Origin of the sequence: Blautia sp. HCP3S3_B11, from assembly GCF_052064435.1 — a bacterium.
GTDB lineage: Bacteria > Bacillota > Clostridia > Lachnospirales > Lachnospiraceae > Blautia_A.
In genome coordinates this window covers 119,901-136,579 of sequence record NZ_JBQHVP010000001.1, presented here as the reverse complement: position 1 = coordinate 136,579, position 16,679 = coordinate 119,901, and the positions used below count along the sequence as shown (strand labels likewise).

Annotated in this window: 14 protein-coding genes and 1 tRNA gene; 13 read left to right on the top strand and 2 right to left on the bottom strand. The window is 42.2% G+C overall.

Annotation, left to right across the window (positions count from 1 at the left end):
* Window positions 1–43 precede the first annotated feature (43 nt).
* Complete coding sequence (gene aroC / locus ACTNC0_RS00625; protein WP_441085895.1) at window positions 44–1,135, bottom strand: chorismate synthase; 1,092 nt, start codon at window positions 1,133–1,135, stop codon at window positions 44–46.
* 253 nt (window positions 1,136–1,388) lie between these two features.
* On the opposite strand from aroC, the gene ACTNC0_RS00620 reads away from it, so the two are divergent.
* The 5 genes from ACTNC0_RS00620 (at window position 1,389) to ACTNC0_RS00600 (ending at window position 6,252) form a co-directional block, all read left to right on the top strand.
* Complete coding sequence (locus tag ACTNC0_RS00620) at window positions 1,389–2,330, top strand: magnesium transporter CorA family protein (RefSeq protein WP_441085894.1); 942 nt, start codon at window positions 1,389–1,391, stop codon at window positions 2,328–2,330.
* A gap of 141 nt (window positions 2,331–2,471) precedes the next feature.
* Window positions 2,472–3,341 (top strand): hypothetical protein, encoded by an 870-nt coding sequence (locus ACTNC0_RS00615; protein WP_441085893.1) that lies wholly within the window; start codon window positions 2,472–2,474, stop codon window positions 3,339–3,341.
* A gap of 17 nt (window positions 3,342–3,358) precedes the next feature.
* Window positions 3,359–4,639 carry a diaminopimelate decarboxylase gene (locus ACTNC0_RS00610; protein WP_441085892.1) on the top strand — a complete coding sequence of 427 codons (1,281 nt, stop codon included), beginning with the start codon at window positions 3,359–3,361 and terminating at the stop codon, window positions 4,637–4,639.
* A 202-nt stretch (window positions 4,640–4,841) separates the two neighbouring features.
* The gene (locus ACTNC0_RS00605; protein ID WP_117674722.1) at window positions 4,842–5,057 is read left to right on the top strand and encodes a hypothetical protein; all 216 of its coding nucleotides are present in this window, start codon (window positions 4,842–4,844) and stop codon (window positions 5,055–5,057) included.
* A 103-nt stretch (window positions 5,058–5,160) separates the two neighbouring features.
* Entirely contained in the window at window positions 5,161–6,252 is a 1,092-nt protein-coding gene (locus ACTNC0_RS00600; RefSeq protein ID WP_441085891.1) for a leucine-rich repeat domain-containing protein, read from the top strand.
* Window positions 6,253–6,629: 377 nt separating this feature from the next.
* Here the strand turns inward: ACTNC0_RS00600 and ACTNC0_RS00595 are convergent.
* Window positions 6,630–6,712, bottom strand: a tRNA-Leu gene (locus tag ACTNC0_RS00595).
* A gap of 199 nt (window positions 6,713–6,911) precedes the next feature.
* Here ACTNC0_RS00595 and ACTNC0_RS00590 point away from each other — a divergent pair.
* From ACTNC0_RS00590 to ACTNC0_RS00555, 8 genes are all read left to right on the top strand, one after another.
* Window positions 6,912–7,985: a glycoside hydrolase family 5 protein gene (locus tag ACTNC0_RS00590; RefSeq protein WP_441085890.1), complete on the top strand. Its 1,074-nt coding sequence runs from the start codon at window positions 6,912–6,914 to the stop codon at window positions 7,983–7,985.
* A gap of 192 nt (window positions 7,986–8,177) precedes the next feature.
* A complete protein-coding gene (ftsH, locus tag ACTNC0_RS00585) occupies window positions 8,178–10,097 on the top strand; it encodes an ATP-dependent zinc metalloprotease FtsH (protein ID WP_441085889.1) in 1,920 nt (639 codons plus the stop codon).
* 213 nt (window positions 10,098–10,310) lie between these two features.
* Entirely contained in the window at window positions 10,311–10,658 is a 348-nt protein-coding gene (locus ACTNC0_RS00580; RefSeq protein ID WP_441085888.1) for an anti-sigma factor family protein, read from the top strand.
* Window positions 10,659–10,674: 16 nt separating this feature from the next.
* Window positions 10,675–13,389 carry a DNA polymerase I gene (gene polA, locus ACTNC0_RS00575; RefSeq protein ID WP_441085887.1) on the top strand — a complete coding sequence of 905 codons (2,715 nt, stop codon included), beginning with the start codon at window positions 10,675–10,677 and terminating at the stop codon, window positions 13,387–13,389.
* 63 nt (window positions 13,390–13,452) lie between these two features.
* The gene (coaE, locus tag ACTNC0_RS00570; protein WP_441085886.1) at window positions 13,453–14,052 is read left to right on the top strand and encodes a dephospho-CoA kinase; all 600 of its coding nucleotides are present in this window, start codon (window positions 13,453–13,455) and stop codon (window positions 14,050–14,052) included.
* Window positions 14,039–14,833: an MBL fold metallo-hydrolase gene (locus ACTNC0_RS00565; RefSeq protein ID WP_441085885.1), complete on the top strand. Its 795-nt coding sequence runs from the start codon at window positions 14,039–14,041 to the stop codon at window positions 14,831–14,833. The genes coaE and ACTNC0_RS00565 overlap by 14 nt, the downstream gene beginning before the upstream one ends.
* A gap of 16 nt (window positions 14,834–14,849) precedes the next feature.
* Window positions 14,850–15,122 carry an ACT domain-containing protein gene (locus tag ACTNC0_RS00560; RefSeq protein ID WP_117674729.1) on the top strand — a complete coding sequence of 91 codons (273 nt, stop codon included), beginning with the start codon at window positions 14,850–14,852 and terminating at the stop codon, window positions 15,120–15,122.
* An 82-nt stretch (window positions 15,123–15,204) separates the two neighbouring features.
* Window positions 15,205–16,569, top strand: coding sequence for a PFL family protein (locus tag ACTNC0_RS00555; protein WP_441085884.1), 1,365 nt, complete (start codon window positions 15,205–15,207; stop codon window positions 16,567–16,569).
* The last annotated feature ends 110 nt before the right edge of the window (window positions 16,570–16,679 follow it).

Here is a 16,679-nt window from a genome sequence, read left to right as displayed (position 1 = left end):
GAACATTTTGAGGGATGGCTGCTTATTGAACAGCTGCCAATATTTACAGGTAAAAGTCGCGCACTTTATCCATCTGTGAACTCATGTTGGCGAAGAGTGCGTCTGCAAGTGTGATTGCAGCCATGGATTCTACGACAACAACGGCTCTTGGAACGATAACGGGATCGTGGCGGCCGTGGATTTCCATGGAAAGTGGCTCCTTGTCTTTGGTGACAGTCTGCTGTGGCTGGCTGATGGACGGAGTTGGTTTAATGTGAACACGGAGAATGATTTCGCTTCCGTCGCTGATACCGCCCATGATGCCGCCGGCATGGTTGGAAGTTTTGACGATTTCTCCATCTTTGACTGTGAAACCATCATTATCAGTAGAGCCTTTCAGGGAGGTTACGGCAATGCCATCACCGACTTCTACGGCTTTGACAGCTCCGATAGACATTAAAGCATGTGCAAGTACGGCATTGAGTTTGTCAAAGACAGGGTCGCCGAGTCCGGCAGGAGTACCGCTGATGCGGCATTCGATCACACCGCCGGCGCTGTCCTGATTTTTCATACATTCTTCCAGATATTCACCTGCTTTGGCAGCTGCCAGGGCATCCGGCATATAGAATGCGTTGTTATTTATCTCTTCTTTATTAAATGTTGTGATTTCTACAGGTCCGATGGATTTGGTGTAGGTGCAGATGGAGATGCCAAGTTCGCTTAAAATTTTGGAAGCAATAGCACCTGCTGCGACTCTTCCGATAGTTTCACGTCCGGAAGAACGACCGCCACCTCTGTAATCGCGGAATCCGTATTTCTGATCGAAAGTATAATCAGCGTGTCCCGGGCGGTAGGAGTAAGCGATATTACCATAATCTCTGGAACGCTGGTCTGTGTTTCTTACCATTAAAGAGATAGGAGTACCGGTTGTTTTGCCCTCGAAAACGCCGGAGAGGATCTCTACGAGGTCTCCCTCTTTGCGAGCGGTGGTGTACTTACTCTGTCCTGGTTTTCTTCTGTCGAGGAAGACCTGGATATCCTTTTCACAGAGGGACAGCCCGGCAGGGCATCCGTCTACAACAGCGCCGAGGGCTTTTCCATGGGATTCTCCCCAGGTAGTTACCTTGAATTTATTTCCAAATGATGACTGGCTCATATGTTTTAAGTCCTTTCTTGCTATCACTTTTTATATAGTGTGTACATGTTTGAGGTACACATATGACTTTATTATAGCGAAGTGTAAAAGTTTTGTAAACCGAAAGCATTGGAATTGACAAAAATTCATGTTCAAATTATAATGGATGTTGAATCTTTGTACAAAACAGAGAGTTTATATAGGTTGCCGTATACAGGATGAGGAGCAGCTTATATGATGAGGGGAAATCGAGAGAAGAAGGGAAGTGTGGATCGTGGTAAGGATTTTTAAGACAATCGATGGCTCAATCCATGAAATACAGGAACCACAGGAAGGATGCTGGATTGCACTGACGAATCCTACAGCAACAGAGATTTTTGAAATTTCCGAGCAGTTTGGGATAGAGGTAGACGATTTGCGCGCGCCTTTGGATGAGGAGGAACGTTCCCGTATTGAAGTGGAGGACAATTACACCCTTATCCTTGCAGATGTACCTACCATTGAAGAGCGTAATGAGAAGGACTGGTATGTGACCATCCCTCTTGGTATTATAGTAACGCAGAAGATGATTTTTACCATATGTCTGGAAGATACACAGGTGCTTACCAGATTTATGGAAGGCAGGGTCAGAAATTTCTTTACTTATATGAAGACAAGATTTATCCTGCAGATTTTATACCGTAATGCCAGTATGTACCTGAGATATCTGCGTATTATAGATAAGAAGAGCGAGCAGATCGAGGAGAAACTTCATCTGTCTACGAGAAATCAGGAGTTAATGGAACTTCTGGAACTGGAGAAATCACTGGTATATTTTACAACCTCTCTAAAATCAAATGAAATGGTGCTTGAGAAACTCCTGAAAGTGGAGAGTATCAAGAAATATCCGGAGGATACAGAACTTCTGGAGGATGTTATCGTTGAGAATAAGCAGGCGATTGAGATGGCGAACATTTACAGCGGGATTCTAAGCAGTATGATGGGAACCTTTGCTTCTGTAATCTCAAATAATCTGAACATCGTTATGAAAGCACTGGCTTTGATTACGATCGTTATGAGTATACCGACTATTGTTTTCAGTGCCTATGGAATGAACGTAAGTGCAGCGGGAATGCCGCTTTCCAAGACACCATGGGGATTTTTACTTATTATCATCCTTTCTGTTGTGGTGAGTATCATTGCAGGGGCATTTCTTTCCAAGAAGAAGTTTTTCTGATTTTACTGTATACTGTAGAAACTTTATTGCCACTGAGAATAAAGGTGTCGGTAACACATGATTAGTTTGGCTTAAGAGGCAGACTGGTCGTGGACAGAGTAAAGCGAAGGAGAGCTTCGCTTCATTTAGTAAAGGAGACTTATGAAATTTATTGACAAACTGGAACGCAAATTTGGAAATCGCGGGATTGAGAATCTTACGATATATATTATTGTAAGTTATGTGCTGGGATATGCGCTGATGTTTTTGAATCCAGGATTGTTGTCTATGCTTACTTTGAATGTGACTCAAATTTTACATGGACAGATATGGAGATTGATAACGTGGGTAATTTATCCGCCAACAACAACGAATTTATTTTTATTTATTATAGTAATTGTGTGCTTCTATTATCCTGTAAGTAATTCTTTGGAACATACGTGGGGTTCTTTTAAATTTACATTATATATTTTATCGGGAATACTATTTACTGTAATTTCCGCATTTATATTGTATTTTATTACAGGAGGAGCTTCGGATATTTTAAATGGTCAGCCATTTACAACTTATTATATTAGTTTATCCGTTTTTTTGGCATATGCGATGACATATCCAGAGATGAAAATCTTGTTATATTTTGTGATTCCTATAAAAATGAAATGGATGGCACTTTTTTATGTTCTGATTGTTGGATGGAACGTTGTAAGCTATGTTATGAACGGAGCATGGTTTATGGCTCTGCCAATCGTTGCATCCTTACTGAACTTTATTATTTTCTTCCTGGGAACAAGAAATCTTAACCGATATAATCCGAAGGAAATCCACCGGAGAAATCAGTTTAAGAGAGCGATGGGAGAAAGTAAGACCGTTCCTTTCCCTGGTAATACACAGGGAGTGACGAAGCATAAATGTGCAGTCTGTGGACGTACAGAGAAAGATGATCCAAATCTGGAATTCCGTTTCTGTTCTAAATGTAATGGAAATTATGAGTACTGTCAGGATCACTTATATACACATATACACAAGAAGTAAGAGGAGAGAAGATTATTATGAAAAAAGTACCATTTGTCACCCTGGATAAACTCCAGGAAATCACAGCACAGTTTCCAACCCCTTTCCATCTTTATGATGAAAAAGGTATTCGTGAAAACGCAAAAGCAGTAAAAGAAGCATTTGCATGGAACAAAGGTTTCAAAGAGTTCTTCGCTGTAAAAGCAACTCCAAACCCATTTCTGATCAAAATTCTTCAGGAGTATGGCTGTGGATGTGACTGCTCTTCCATGACAGAGCTGATGATGTCCAAAGCAATCGGATGCAAAGAAGGAGACATCATGTTCTCTTCAAATGATACACCGGAAGAAGAGTTTAAATATGCAAATGAGATCGGTGGAATCATCAACCTTGATGATATCACACATATCGAGAGCGTAGAGAAAGCGGTAGGATATATTCCGAAAGTGATCAGCTGCCGTTACAATCCGGGTGGAGTATTCAAGATCAGCAACGATATCATGGATAATCCTGGAGATGCGAAATATGGTATGACTACTGAGCAGATCTTTGAGGCATTCAAGATCCTGAAAGAAAAAGGTGCTGAGGAATTGGGTATCCATGCATTCCTTGCAAGTAACACAGTGACAAATGAGTATTATCCGATGTTAGCAAAAGAGATGTTTGAACTGGCTGTGAAGCTTCAGAAAGAGACAGGCGCTCATGTGAAGTTCATCAACCTTTCCGGTGGTGTCGGAATCGCTTATAAACCAGATCAGACTCCAAACGATATCAGAGAGATTGGTGAAGGCGTTCGTAAAGTATACGAAGAAGTTCTCGTTCCGGCCGGAATGGGTGACGTTGCAATCTATACAGAGATGGGACGTTTCATGATGGGACCTTATGGCTGCCTGGTAACAAAGGCAATCCATGAGAAACATACTCACAAAGAGTATATCGGTGTTGATGCATGTGCCGTAAACCTTATGCGTCCTGCAATGTATGGAGCTTATCATCATATCACTGTTATGGGAAAAGAAGATCAGCCATGTGACCACATGTATGATGTAACAGGTTCTCTTTGCGAGAACAATGATAAATTTGCAATCGACCGTTACCTGCCGAAGGTTGACATGGGAGATCTGCTTGTAATCCATGACACAGGTGCTCATGGTTTCGCAATGGGATACAACTATAATGGTAAACTGAAATCTTCTGAGATTCTTCTTCATGAGGATGGAAGATTCGAGATGATTCGTCGTGCTGAGACACCGAAGGATTACTTTGCAACATTTGACTGCTTCCCGATTTATGAGAAACTTCTGGAAGATATGAAATAAATCCGGATATTTATTCCAACTGAAGAAGTACAAATCAAATAATATAAAGTAAGACGTATAAAGTGAAAGGTGCTGATCTGTAAGAAAAAAATGGTCAGTGCCTTTCGTTTTGCACCTGGACAGAAAAAGTTTGAGCTTTAAAGGTTACTGGGTACGGAGTGAACAGTAACCTTTAAATAGCAGGAAAAGAGAAGAAAAATTTATGATTAAATATGAATATGAAGCAGGAATGTGTAAGCAGTTACATTATAATGGTTTATGGACTGTGCAGTATGAGGGAGTTCCCGGCCATTTTAAGAAAGTAAAGATGGTCTGTCCATGCATAAAAGATGGATGTGACCAGGACTGCGAAGTATTTAAAAACATACCAGATATAAAAGAAGCAGACCAGGAATGGCATATGAGGGATGAGATATAGGCAAATACGACAAAGTTCGCAGAAAATCTAAGTGGACATTTGCTGGAAAAGAAAGTAAAATGAAAAATGTAATCTAAGTATGTATGAAAAGGAGGAGTACCTGATGAAGAAACTAGCAGCTATTATCCTGGCAGGTGTACTGACAGCAGGATCATTTACTACAGTAAATGCGGCAGAATTTTCAGATGGAACGGATACAGAAAGAGAAGAATATTTTGATGATAATTATGACTATTCGTGGTCTGCCGGAGAGGATGCGACAAACGATACAGAGGAAACGAAGAGCGTAAGCGCGAACGACAGTATTGTAGAAGGATTTGAGAAACCACTCGTCTTTTACCCAAATACATATTACAAATTTAATGTGATCGGTGCCGGTACACAGAATATGAATCCTGTCAACGGAGATGTCAGATGGACACCACTATACTGGAGTTTGTCCATTAAACCTCAGGAAAGTAATATCAACAGAAAATGGGAAATCGGTTCTGCAAAAGGAATTTATACAAAAGTAGAACGCGCATATAATATGTATGTATTTTTCCAGAGGGAAGAATATATTGAAAACGTATGGGTGAAAAATGACATTATCCAGCCAGTAAGATACCAGTTCAACGCAGCACCATTAACAGATCAGGGAAAAAGCTACAACTATCTGATAGGCGGACTCGGATATAAAATTTTGAATGAAAAAGAAGTAAGCGTGACAGGATTTGGCGCAGCACTTAATGTCGTGCAGATTCCGTCCACCGTTGTGATCAATGATAAGACCTATAAAGTAACGACGATTGATCAGAGTGCATTCAGTGCGGACAAAGAGATTACAGATGTCATTTTTGGAAATAATGTAACTACCATTGAAAAACAGGCTTTCTATCAATGCCCAAATCTCAGAACCATAAGATTTGGTACAAAAGTAACCAAAATCGGAAGTAATGCATTTGCAGAATGTGCAAAACTGAAAAATTTCACACTTCCCGCAAGCGTGAAACACATTGACACCAAAGCTTTTTATCAGTGCCCGGCTGTTAAAACAGTTAAGATCAACAGCACAGCACTTGAATACGTTGGAAGGAAAGGCCTCGCCGTTAATAAAACAGTCACGATGAAACTTCCAAAGAAGTTATTTACTAAATATCAGAAACTGATCAAGGCAAGCAGCGTATATCCGAAGACAAAATTTATAAAATCTTAAACATTTTATCCGAAGCAGCAGCTATGTACAAAGCTGCTGCTTTTGGCTATAATAGTGTAATAAAAAGCAAATATAAGGACAGGCAGAGACAAATGCTTAATTAAATCAAGTAAGTCCCCTGCGGAGGTTGCGAAGAGCAATAAGCAGTGGGTGAGAACTTTTTTTACAGCTTTTCTTATTAGAAAGACAGAAAATAGCTACTTGCAGTATACGAAAAGAAAATTGAATCCGGTATATTTACAGAAACAAGAGAAAGATATAATATGTGGAAAAATAGAAAATAATGAACTGTAAAAAACTAAACCTATTTATATAAGAGATGATTTTACCTATATTGGCATAAAAAAACTGGATTCTCAGGAATCCAGTTTTTTAACTGCCGGCAGTGGGACTTGAACCCACACGTGGTTGCCCACAACAGATTTTGAGTCTGCCTCGTCTGCCATTCCGACATGCCGGCGTTTGAACGTTTAATATAATAACATGATTTCAATCAGATGGCAAGAGAGTTTTTGGATTTTCTGGAAAATTTTTTGGCATTTTGGGGTTACAAAAATATAGAAAAGGCAAGAAGAGATAAGAATTTTCTGATATAGTATGCTTATAAGGAAATTTGTTAATGATAAGCAGCTGCTTTACGGAAAGGAAAAGGTGAGAGGATGGGAGAAAATGTATCACAGGAAAGACCGAAAAGAGAGAACAAATCAGAAGTAGTGAGGATGTCAGATGTACGGGATAAACGTGCTGGTTTGAAAATGGTAATCATAAGTTCCCTTATCTGCTGCTTACTGTTACAAATGTCAGTGTATCCGGTATATGCCGGCAGTTCTACACCATTGCAGACGAATGGCCAGCTGAAAGTAAAAGGCACCGGAATCGTAAACTCCAGTGGAAAAACAGTTACCCTTAAGGGCGTGAGTATTCATGGCATTAACTGGTTTCCACAGTATATCAATAAATCTGCCTTTAAAACCCTGCGTGACCAGTGGGGAGTAAACTGTATCAGACTGCCGATGTATACAACAGAATATAACGGATATTGCTCCGGTGGCAATCAAAGTGACCTGAAGAAACTTATAAATAATGGCGTAAAATATGCTACGGAACTTGGCATGTACGTGATTATTGACTGGCATATCCTCAGTGACAGCAATCCAAAACAGAATCAGAAACAGGCGGTAGCATTTTTCAAAGAGATGGCAAGGAAATACAAAAACCAGAAAAATGTTTTTTATGAAATATGTAACGAACCAAATGGAAATACTTCGTGGAAGACGATCAAAAGCTACGCCGCTGCAGTGATTAAAACAATTCGTGCTTACGACAAGAAAAATATTATTCTGGTAGGAACTCCGACATGGTCACAGGATGTGGACATTGTCGCAGGCAGCCCGATCAAAGGTTACAGTAATATCATGTATACATTCCATTTCTATGCCGCAACGCACAAAGATTATTACAGAAATAAAGTTCAGACAGCGATCAATAAAGGTCTGCCTGTCTTTGTAAGCGAATTCGGCATATCTGAGAGTTCGGGAAATGGCGCGATCGATAAGAAAGAGGCAGATACATGGATTTCGTTCCTGAAGAAAAATAAGATTAGTTACGTATGCTGGAGTCTTTCCAACAAAGCGGAAAGCTGTTCTCTTCTCAAAAGCAGCTGCACCAGAACCGGAAATTTCAAAACTTCAGACCTTTCTCCGGCGGGTAAATGGTATAAGGCAGTGAAATGATTGCCATATTATTGGCTGCGAATGCAAAATAAGAACTTACTGATTAAGATAAAAAATTTAAATAGTGAAAGAATAATGATAAAAAATTCAGGATATTTCTAAAATGTTTATGAAATTTAACCGACCTTTCTTGAAAAACGAAGAAATAAGTGATATGGTACATCATAACAATAACAAATGGAGGAAAAGCCGATGAACTTTGATAATAAAAAACCAGGCAGAAAACCGCTTTATGTATATTATATCATCGCGGCAATTATTATCATTCTTCTGAATGTGCTGTTACTTCCTGCGATTGAGGGACGAAAGGTACAGACAACAGAGTACAGTGTCTTCCTGACAGGAGTAGAGAAGGGTTATGTCAAGACAGTAGAGATTCAGGATGATTATATTTATTATGTAGCAGATGTCAGCGATAATCAGGAGGGTTATTTCAGAACCGTTAAGGTAAATGATCCTGACCTTGTAGACCGTTTACATGATGCAAATGTGAAATTTGGTGCGGCAGCACCTCAGCAGACATCTATCTGGATCAGTCTGCTGGCAGGATATATCTTGCCGATTGCTATCTTTATCTTTCTTGGAAGATGGCTCAGTAAGAAGATGATGAGCTCTATGGGTGGTGGCCCTGGCGGAGCAATGTCATTTGGTAAAAGTAATGCCAAAGTATATGTGAAATCATCTACAGGAATTAAATTTTCAGACGTAGCAGGAGAGGATGAAGCGAAAGATCTTCTGACGGAGATCGTAGACTATCTTCACAATCCTCAGAAATACAGAGAAATCGGTGCATCCATGCCGAAAGGAGCGCTTCTTGTAGGCCCTCCTGGAACAGGTAAGACACTTCTTGCGAAGGCAGTAGCCGGCGAAGCAGAAGTTCCGTTCTTCTCTATTTCCGGTTCTGAATTCGTAGAAATGTTTGTTGGTATGGGTGCTGCCAAAGTGCGTGACCTCTTCAAACAGGCAAATGAGAAAGCTCCATGTATCGTATTTATCGATGAGATCGATACAATTGGTAAAAAACGTGATGGTGCCGGATTTACAGGCGGCAATGATGAACGTGAGCAGACTCTGAACCAGCTGCTTACAGAGATGGATGGTTTTGACGGTTCCAAGGGTGTTGTAATCCTGGCTGCAACGAACAGACCGGATTCCCTTGACCCTGCACTTCTCCGTCCGGGACGTTTTGACAGACGTATTCCTGTTGAGCTTCCTGATTTAAAAGGACGTGAAGAAATCCTTAAAGTTCATGCAAAGAAGATTAAGATCGCGGATTCCGTACGTTTTGACGATATTGCGAAAGCAGCTGCAGGAGCTTCCGGTGCTGAGCTTGCAAATATTGTCAATGAGGCTGCTCTTCGCGCCGTACGTGATGGCAGAAAATTTGCCACACAGGCTGACTTTGAAGAGAGCATTGAGGTGGTTATCGCCGGATATCAGAAGAAAAACAGAGTTCTTTCCAATAAGGAAAAACTGATCGTTGCTTACCATGAGATCGGACACGCGCTGGTTGCTGCAAAGCAGACAGAATCTGCGCCGGTTCATAAGATTACGATTATTCCACGTACATCAGGAGCCCTGGGTTATACCATGCAGGTAGATGATGGGGATCATTATCTGATGACGAAGGAAGAGCTTGCAAATAAGATTGCAACCTTTACAGGCGGACGTGCCGCAGAGGAATTGATTTTCCATTCAATTACAACCGGAGCATCCAATGACATTGAGCAGGCAACCAAGCTTGCGAGAGCGATGATCTCCAGATATGGTATGAGTGAAGACTTCGACATGGTAGCCATGGAGAACGTGACCAACCAGTACCTGGGCGGAGACTCCAGCTTAAGCTGTTCTTTTGAGACACAGACACTTCTGGATAAGAAGGTTGTAGAACTTGTAAGAACAGAGCATCAGAAAGCATTGAAGATTCTTCAGGACAATATTGGTAAACTTCATGAACTTGCCAAATATCTCTATGAACATGAGACAATCACAGGTGAGGAATTTATGAAGATTCTGAATGCTCCTCTGGAAACTCCGAAAGCAGTTGTTCTGGAAAAATCTCAGACAAAATCAGAAGAGAACAGTGAGAATACTGAGAGTACTGAAAACTAAAGATTAAATACAGATGCAGTTTTTACAAAAGAGGGCAGCAGGGGCAATAAAGGCTTCTGTTGCTCTCTTGCGCTTTTCCTTGCCAATTAACGCCGGTTCGGTTATAATTCGTAATAGTGAGCACGAGACGTGCAGTACAGATTTATGCATCGCGAAGCATGCTGCCGGGTACAGCACAGATAGTAACACTGCAAGAGAAAGAAGGGAACAGGTATGGATTGCCAGACAGCAGAGGGAATGGTGAACAGCTATATTGAGCATGAGCTCCCGGTAAATGAGCTGGAGGAATTTCTTGACCATGTACAGAATTGTTCATCCTGCTATGATGAACTGGAAACATATTTTATTGTCCATGAGGTGACGCAGCAGCTTGACGATAACAGCAGTAATTCTGTTCTGAATTTTAAAGGGCTGCTTGAGCAGGACATCCGGAAATCCAGAAGATATATCCGCAAGAAGAAATCAAGTTGGTTTTTGGTCGGGGCGGGGATTTGTCTTCTGATCGCTGCACTTGCGGCAATATTGGTTTATATAATGATGGAAACAATTCATATCATATGAGATACTGGAGGATTTTATGAGTGAGAAAATATTACTGATTGACGGGCACAGCATTCTGAACAGAGCTTTTTATGGCCTGCCGGATCTTACAAATTCAGAGGGAAAACATACAGGAGCAGTATATGGATTCCTGAATATTCTTTTTCGTACGATTGAGGAGGAGAAGCCCCAGTATCTGACGGTGGCATTTGACCTGAAGGCGCCGACTTTCCGTCACAAGATGTTTGAGGCATATAAGGGAACGCGTAAGCCGATGCCTGAGGAACTGAGAGAACAGGTGCCGTTGATCAAGGAAGTCCTTACGGCAATGGGCGTTAACATTGTGACAAAAGAAGGATATGAGGCAGATGATATTCTGGGAACTCTGGCAAAGAAGAGCGAGGCAGAGGGGATGGACGCGACAATCCTTTCCGGGGACAGGGATTTGCTTCAGCTTGCAACGGATAAGATTATGATCCGCCTGCCCAAGACAGTAAGAGGGAAAACTACGATAGAGGATTATCATGCGCAGCAAGTAATTGAGAAATATCAGGTGACACCTCCACAGATCATAGAGTTAAAAGCACTGATGGGTGACAGTGCCGATAATATTCCGGGAATTCCGGGCGTGGGTGAAAAGACTGCCACGAAGATCATAGTGGAATACGGAAGCATTGAAAATGCTCATGAGCATCTGGAGGAACTGAAACCAAACAGAGCCAGAGAATCCATGAGAGAGCACTATGATATGGCACAGATGAGCAAGGCACTGGCAACGATCTGTACAGACAGTCCGATCGATTTCTCCTATGAGAAGGCGAAACTGGGAAATCTTTATACGAAAGAAGCGTTTATTCTGTGCCGACAGCTGGAATTTAAGAATCTGCTGAGCCGTTTTGATTCTGAGGCAGTGCAGGAAGATGCACTGGAACAGGAGTTTTTTACCTGTGCAGACCTGTCAGGATGCGAAGCATTGTTTGAAAAAGCAGAAGCAGGTGCCAGAACAGGTGTCTCTCTTATAAGTGAAAATGGCCATGTGTACGGTGCAGGAATTGCACTGAGCGAAGAAGAGATTTATTATATTCCGGTAGAGGGAATGGTTACAGAGGCGTATCTTTGCGGAAAGCTGGAAACACTTTTTAAGAAAGCATCTGAGCATAATGCAAAAAGTAATATGAAAGACAGTGCGGCGGCAAACAACACTGACGCCGGTACAGAGCGTCATGTAGTCTGCGCGCTAGATATAAAAGCAATATTGAAACATGTGATATTTGATGATCCGTCAGCAGTGTTTGATGCAGGCGTGGCAGCATATCTGTTAAATCCGTTAAAATCATCATACACGTATGATGATATGGCGAAGGAATACCTGAATGGACGAATTCTGCCGACAAGAGAAGAACTTCTTGGAAAGAAAACGGCAGAGAAAGCATGGGAAGAAAGCGTAGAGGGACTTACCTTCTGGGCCTGCTATATGGCATATACGGCGTTTGCCTGCCAGGTGCCGATGTGTGAGACGTTGAGAGAGACTGGTATGTGGAATGTATATACACAGATTGAGCTTCCTCTGATCTTTACTCTGGATTCCATGGAGAAGTGGGGAATCAGCGTAAAAGGAGAAGAACTCAAAAGCTACGGGGAGAAACTGAATGTCCGCATTGAGGAGCTGGAGAAACTGATCTGGCAGCAGGCAGGGGAAGAGTTTAATATCAATTCACCGAAACAGATGGGCGTGATTCTTTTTGAAAAGCTTGGCCTTAAAGGTGGAAAGAAAACAAAGACGGGCTATTCTACAGCGGCAGATATTCTGGAGAAGCTTGCACCGGAATACCCGATTGTAAAGAATATCCTGGAATACCGTCAGCTTACAAAACTGAAATCAACTTATGCGGATGGTCTGGCAAATGTGATCGCAGAGGATGGCAGGATTCATTCTACCTTTAATCAGACAATCACGGCTACAGGAAGAATCAGCAGTACGGAGCCAAACCTGCAGAATATTCCGATAAGAATGGAACTGGGACGACTGATTCGAAAAGTTTTCGTGCCAGAAGAAGGATACGTATTTCTGGATGCGGATTATTCACAGATCGAGCTTCGTGTTCTGGCACATATGTCCGGGGATGAAAAGCTGATTCAGGCATACCGGGAGGCACAGGATATCCACAGACATACGGCATCAGAAGTATTCCATGTACCGTTTGATGAGGTGACGGATCTGCAGCGAAGAAATGCAAAAGCGGTAAACTTTGGAATCGTTTATGGAATCAGTTCATTCGGACTGAGTCAGGACTTAAGTATTACTAGAAAAGAAGCCGCAGAATATATTGAGAGATATTTTAAATCCTATCCAAAGATTAAGGGATTTCTTGACGGGCTGGTGGAAGAAGGAAAGGGAAAAGGGTATGTGACGACCATGTTTGGCAGGCGCAGGCCGATTCCGGAACTGAAATCCAGCAATTTCATGCAGAGATCTTTTGGCGAGAGGGTTGCGATGAACTCTCCGATTCAGGGAACTGCGGCGGATATCATCAAAATTGCAATGAACCGTGTATACAGACGATTAAAGGAAGAACATCTGAAGTCCCGTCTGGTGCTTCAGGTGCATGATGAGCTTCTGATAGAGACCTATAAAGCGGAAATTCCACAGGTATCTGCGATTCTGGAAGAAGAGATGAAAGGTGCGGCGAAGCTTGCAGTAGAACTGGAAGTAGATATGCATCAGGGAAATAATTGGTACGAGGCGAAGTAAAAACGGTTTGTAAATATCTGTTTGACTTTCAGCAGCAGATGTAAGAATAGATAAGAGGCAGAAATGATTACAATAGGAATTACCGGCGGAGTAGGTGCCGGAAAGAGTACAGTGCTTGATTTTCTCGAAGAAAAATATCAGGCATATGTGATGAAAGCGGATGAGATCGGCCATCTGGTGATGGAGCCGGGGCAGGTCTGCTATGAACCTGTGATTGCATTATTTGGAAAACAAGTAATAAAAAATGATAAAACTATTGACCGCAGGCAGGTTTCGGATGTAGTATTTTCACATCCCGAACTGTTGGAGAAGTTAAATCAGATTATTCATCCGGCTGTGAAGCAGTATATCAAAGAGCAGCTGGAGATAAAAAAACAGCAGGGACAGAAGGTATGTGTGGTGGAGGCTGCACTTCTTCTGGAGGATCATTATCAGGAATTTTGTGATACCATATGGTATATCCATACGGATGAAGAAATCCGTATTCAGCGGCTGATGGAGAATCGTGGTTATACCAGAGAGAAATCAGCCAGTATCATTGCGAGTCAGGCTCCGGAGAGCTTTTTTCGGGAAAATGCAGATTATGTTGTTGTAAATAATGGCAATTTTGCACAGACCAGGCAGCAGATTGAGGAAGGAATCAGGAAATATGAGACTTTGTAGCATTGCCAGCGGAAGCAGTGGAAACTGCATTTATGTTGGCTCTGACAATACCCATCTTCTGGTGGATGTAGGCATCAGTGGAAAGCGGGTGGAGCAGGGATTAAATTCTTTGGAATTGACAGGAAAAGATATTGATGGTATTTTGATTACACATGAACATTCCGACCATATCAAAGGCCTGGGCGTGATTGCAAGGAAACATCAGATTCCGATCTATGCGACCGGCGGAACTGTGGATGCTTTATCCCGGATGAATCTTGGGAAAATGCCGGAAGGGATTTTTCATGAAATTTATGAGGATGAACCTTTTGAAATAAAAGATCTGACAGTAAATCCCTTTACGATTCCGCATGATGCGGCACAGCCGGTCGGGTATCGCGTGGAATGTGGAGAACATTCTGTGGGAATTGCTACAGACCTTGGAAAATATAATGAATACATAATCAGTAATCTGCTGAATCTTGACGCGCTTCTTCTGGAGGCAAATCATGATATCCGCATGCTTCAGGTTGGAAAGTATCCTTATTATCTGAAACAGAGAATTCTGGGAGACAGAGGCCATCTTTCCAATGAAAATGCGGGAAGACTTTTGTGCAGATTACTGCATGACAATATGAAAGCCATATTCCTTGGGCATTTAAGCAGGGAAAACAATTATGAAGAATTGGCATATGAAACCGTCTGTTCAGAGGTAACCTTAGGTGACAACCCTTATAAGTCCCGTGATTTTAAGATCCAGGTGGCGAAAAGGGATTGCATATCAGAAGCAATTACAGTGTAGAAAGGAAAAAGAACTTATGAAAAAGACAATCATCACAGTAGTAGGAAACGACACCGTAGGAATTATCGCAAAAGTTTGTACGTATCTTGCAGACAACAATGTAAATATTCTTGATATCTCCCAGACCATCGTACAGGGATATTTCAACATGATGATGGTAACTGATGCCAGCAAATGCGAGAAAGATAACGGGGTTCTTGCAAAAGAACTGGAAGCCCTTGGAGATCAGATTGGCGTAGTAATTCGCTGCCAGCATGAAGACATCTTCAATGTAATGCACAGAATCTAATAGAGGAAGGCAAGTAGCGAAGCGGATTGCGAATTTCACTTGATTCAAAACGCTGAAAAAACATACAAGGGAGAAATTAGACATGATCAATATTTTTGAAGTAAATGAAACGAATAAAATGATCGAACAGGAAAACCTGGATGTGCGTACCATTACAATGGGTATCAGTCTTCTTGACTGCATTGACAGTGACCTTGAAACATTAAATAAAAAGATTTACGACAAGATCACAACCTGCGCAAGGGATCTGGTATCTACAGGTGAGGCAATTTCCGGTGAATATGGAATTCCGATCGTAAATAAAAGAATTTCTGTAACTCCGATTGCATTGGTAGGCGGAGCTGCATGTAAGACAAAAGAAGATTTTGTTACGATCGCAGAGACTCTGGATAAAGCTGCCAAGACAGTTGGCGTAAACTTTATCGGTGGATATTCTGCACTGGTAAGCAAGGGAATGACTCCGGCAGAGAAGCTTCTGATCGAATCTATTCCTCAGGCGCTCGCAAAGACGGAACGTGTGTGCAGTTCTGTGAATGTAGGTTCTACACGTACCGGTATCAATATGGATGCTGTCAAGCTGATGGGAGAGATTGTTCTGGAGACAGCTCAGGCTACGAAAGAGCAGGATTCTCTTGGATGTGCGAAACTGGTTGTATTCTGTAATGCACCGGATGATAACCCGTTTATGGCAGGTGCGTTCCATGGTGTGACAGAGGCAGATACCATTATTAATGTGGGTGTCAGCGGACCTGGCGTTGTAAAGACAGCTTTGGAACAGGTAAGAGGTAAGGATTTTGAAACTCTTTGTGAGATGATCAAGCGTACTGCGTTTAAGGTTACACGTGTGGGACAGCTGGTTGCACAGGAGGCTTCCAGACGTCTGGGTGTGAAATTTGGAATCGTGGATCTGTCTCTTGCTCCGACTCCGGCGATTGGCGACAGTGTTGCTGAGATTCTGGAGGAGATTGGTCTTGAGCATGCGGGTGCACCGGGAACAACAGCTGCTCTTGCGTTGTTAAATGACCAGGTTAAGAAGGGCGGCGTTATGGCTTCCACAGCAGTTGGTGGTCTGAGTGGCGCATTTATTCCGGTCAGTGAGGATCAGGGTATGATTGATGCGGTTAATGCAGGTGCGCTGACGATTGAGAAGCTGGAAGCGATGACTTGTGTATGTTCTGTAGGCCTTGATATGATCGCAATTCCGGGAGATACGAAGGCTTCTACGATTGCGGGTATTATTGCGGATGAGTCTGCGATTGGTATGGTTAATCAGAAGACTACGGCTGTGCGTCTGATTCCGGTTATTGGTAAGGGAGTTGGCGAGGTTGTTGAGTTTGGCGGATTGTTGGGTTATGCGCCGATTATGCCGGTGAATCAGTTTTCTTGTGATGCGTTTGTGCAGCGTGGGGGTAGAATTCCGGCGCCGATTCATAGTTTTAAAAATTAATATTGTCAGAAAAATAAGGGGTCAGGAACTTCGGGAGAGGGAGTTTCTGGCTCTCCTTTTTTAAACAGGAGGGACGTGTGGCAGACAAAGTATTTTCTGCCACGCTGGTT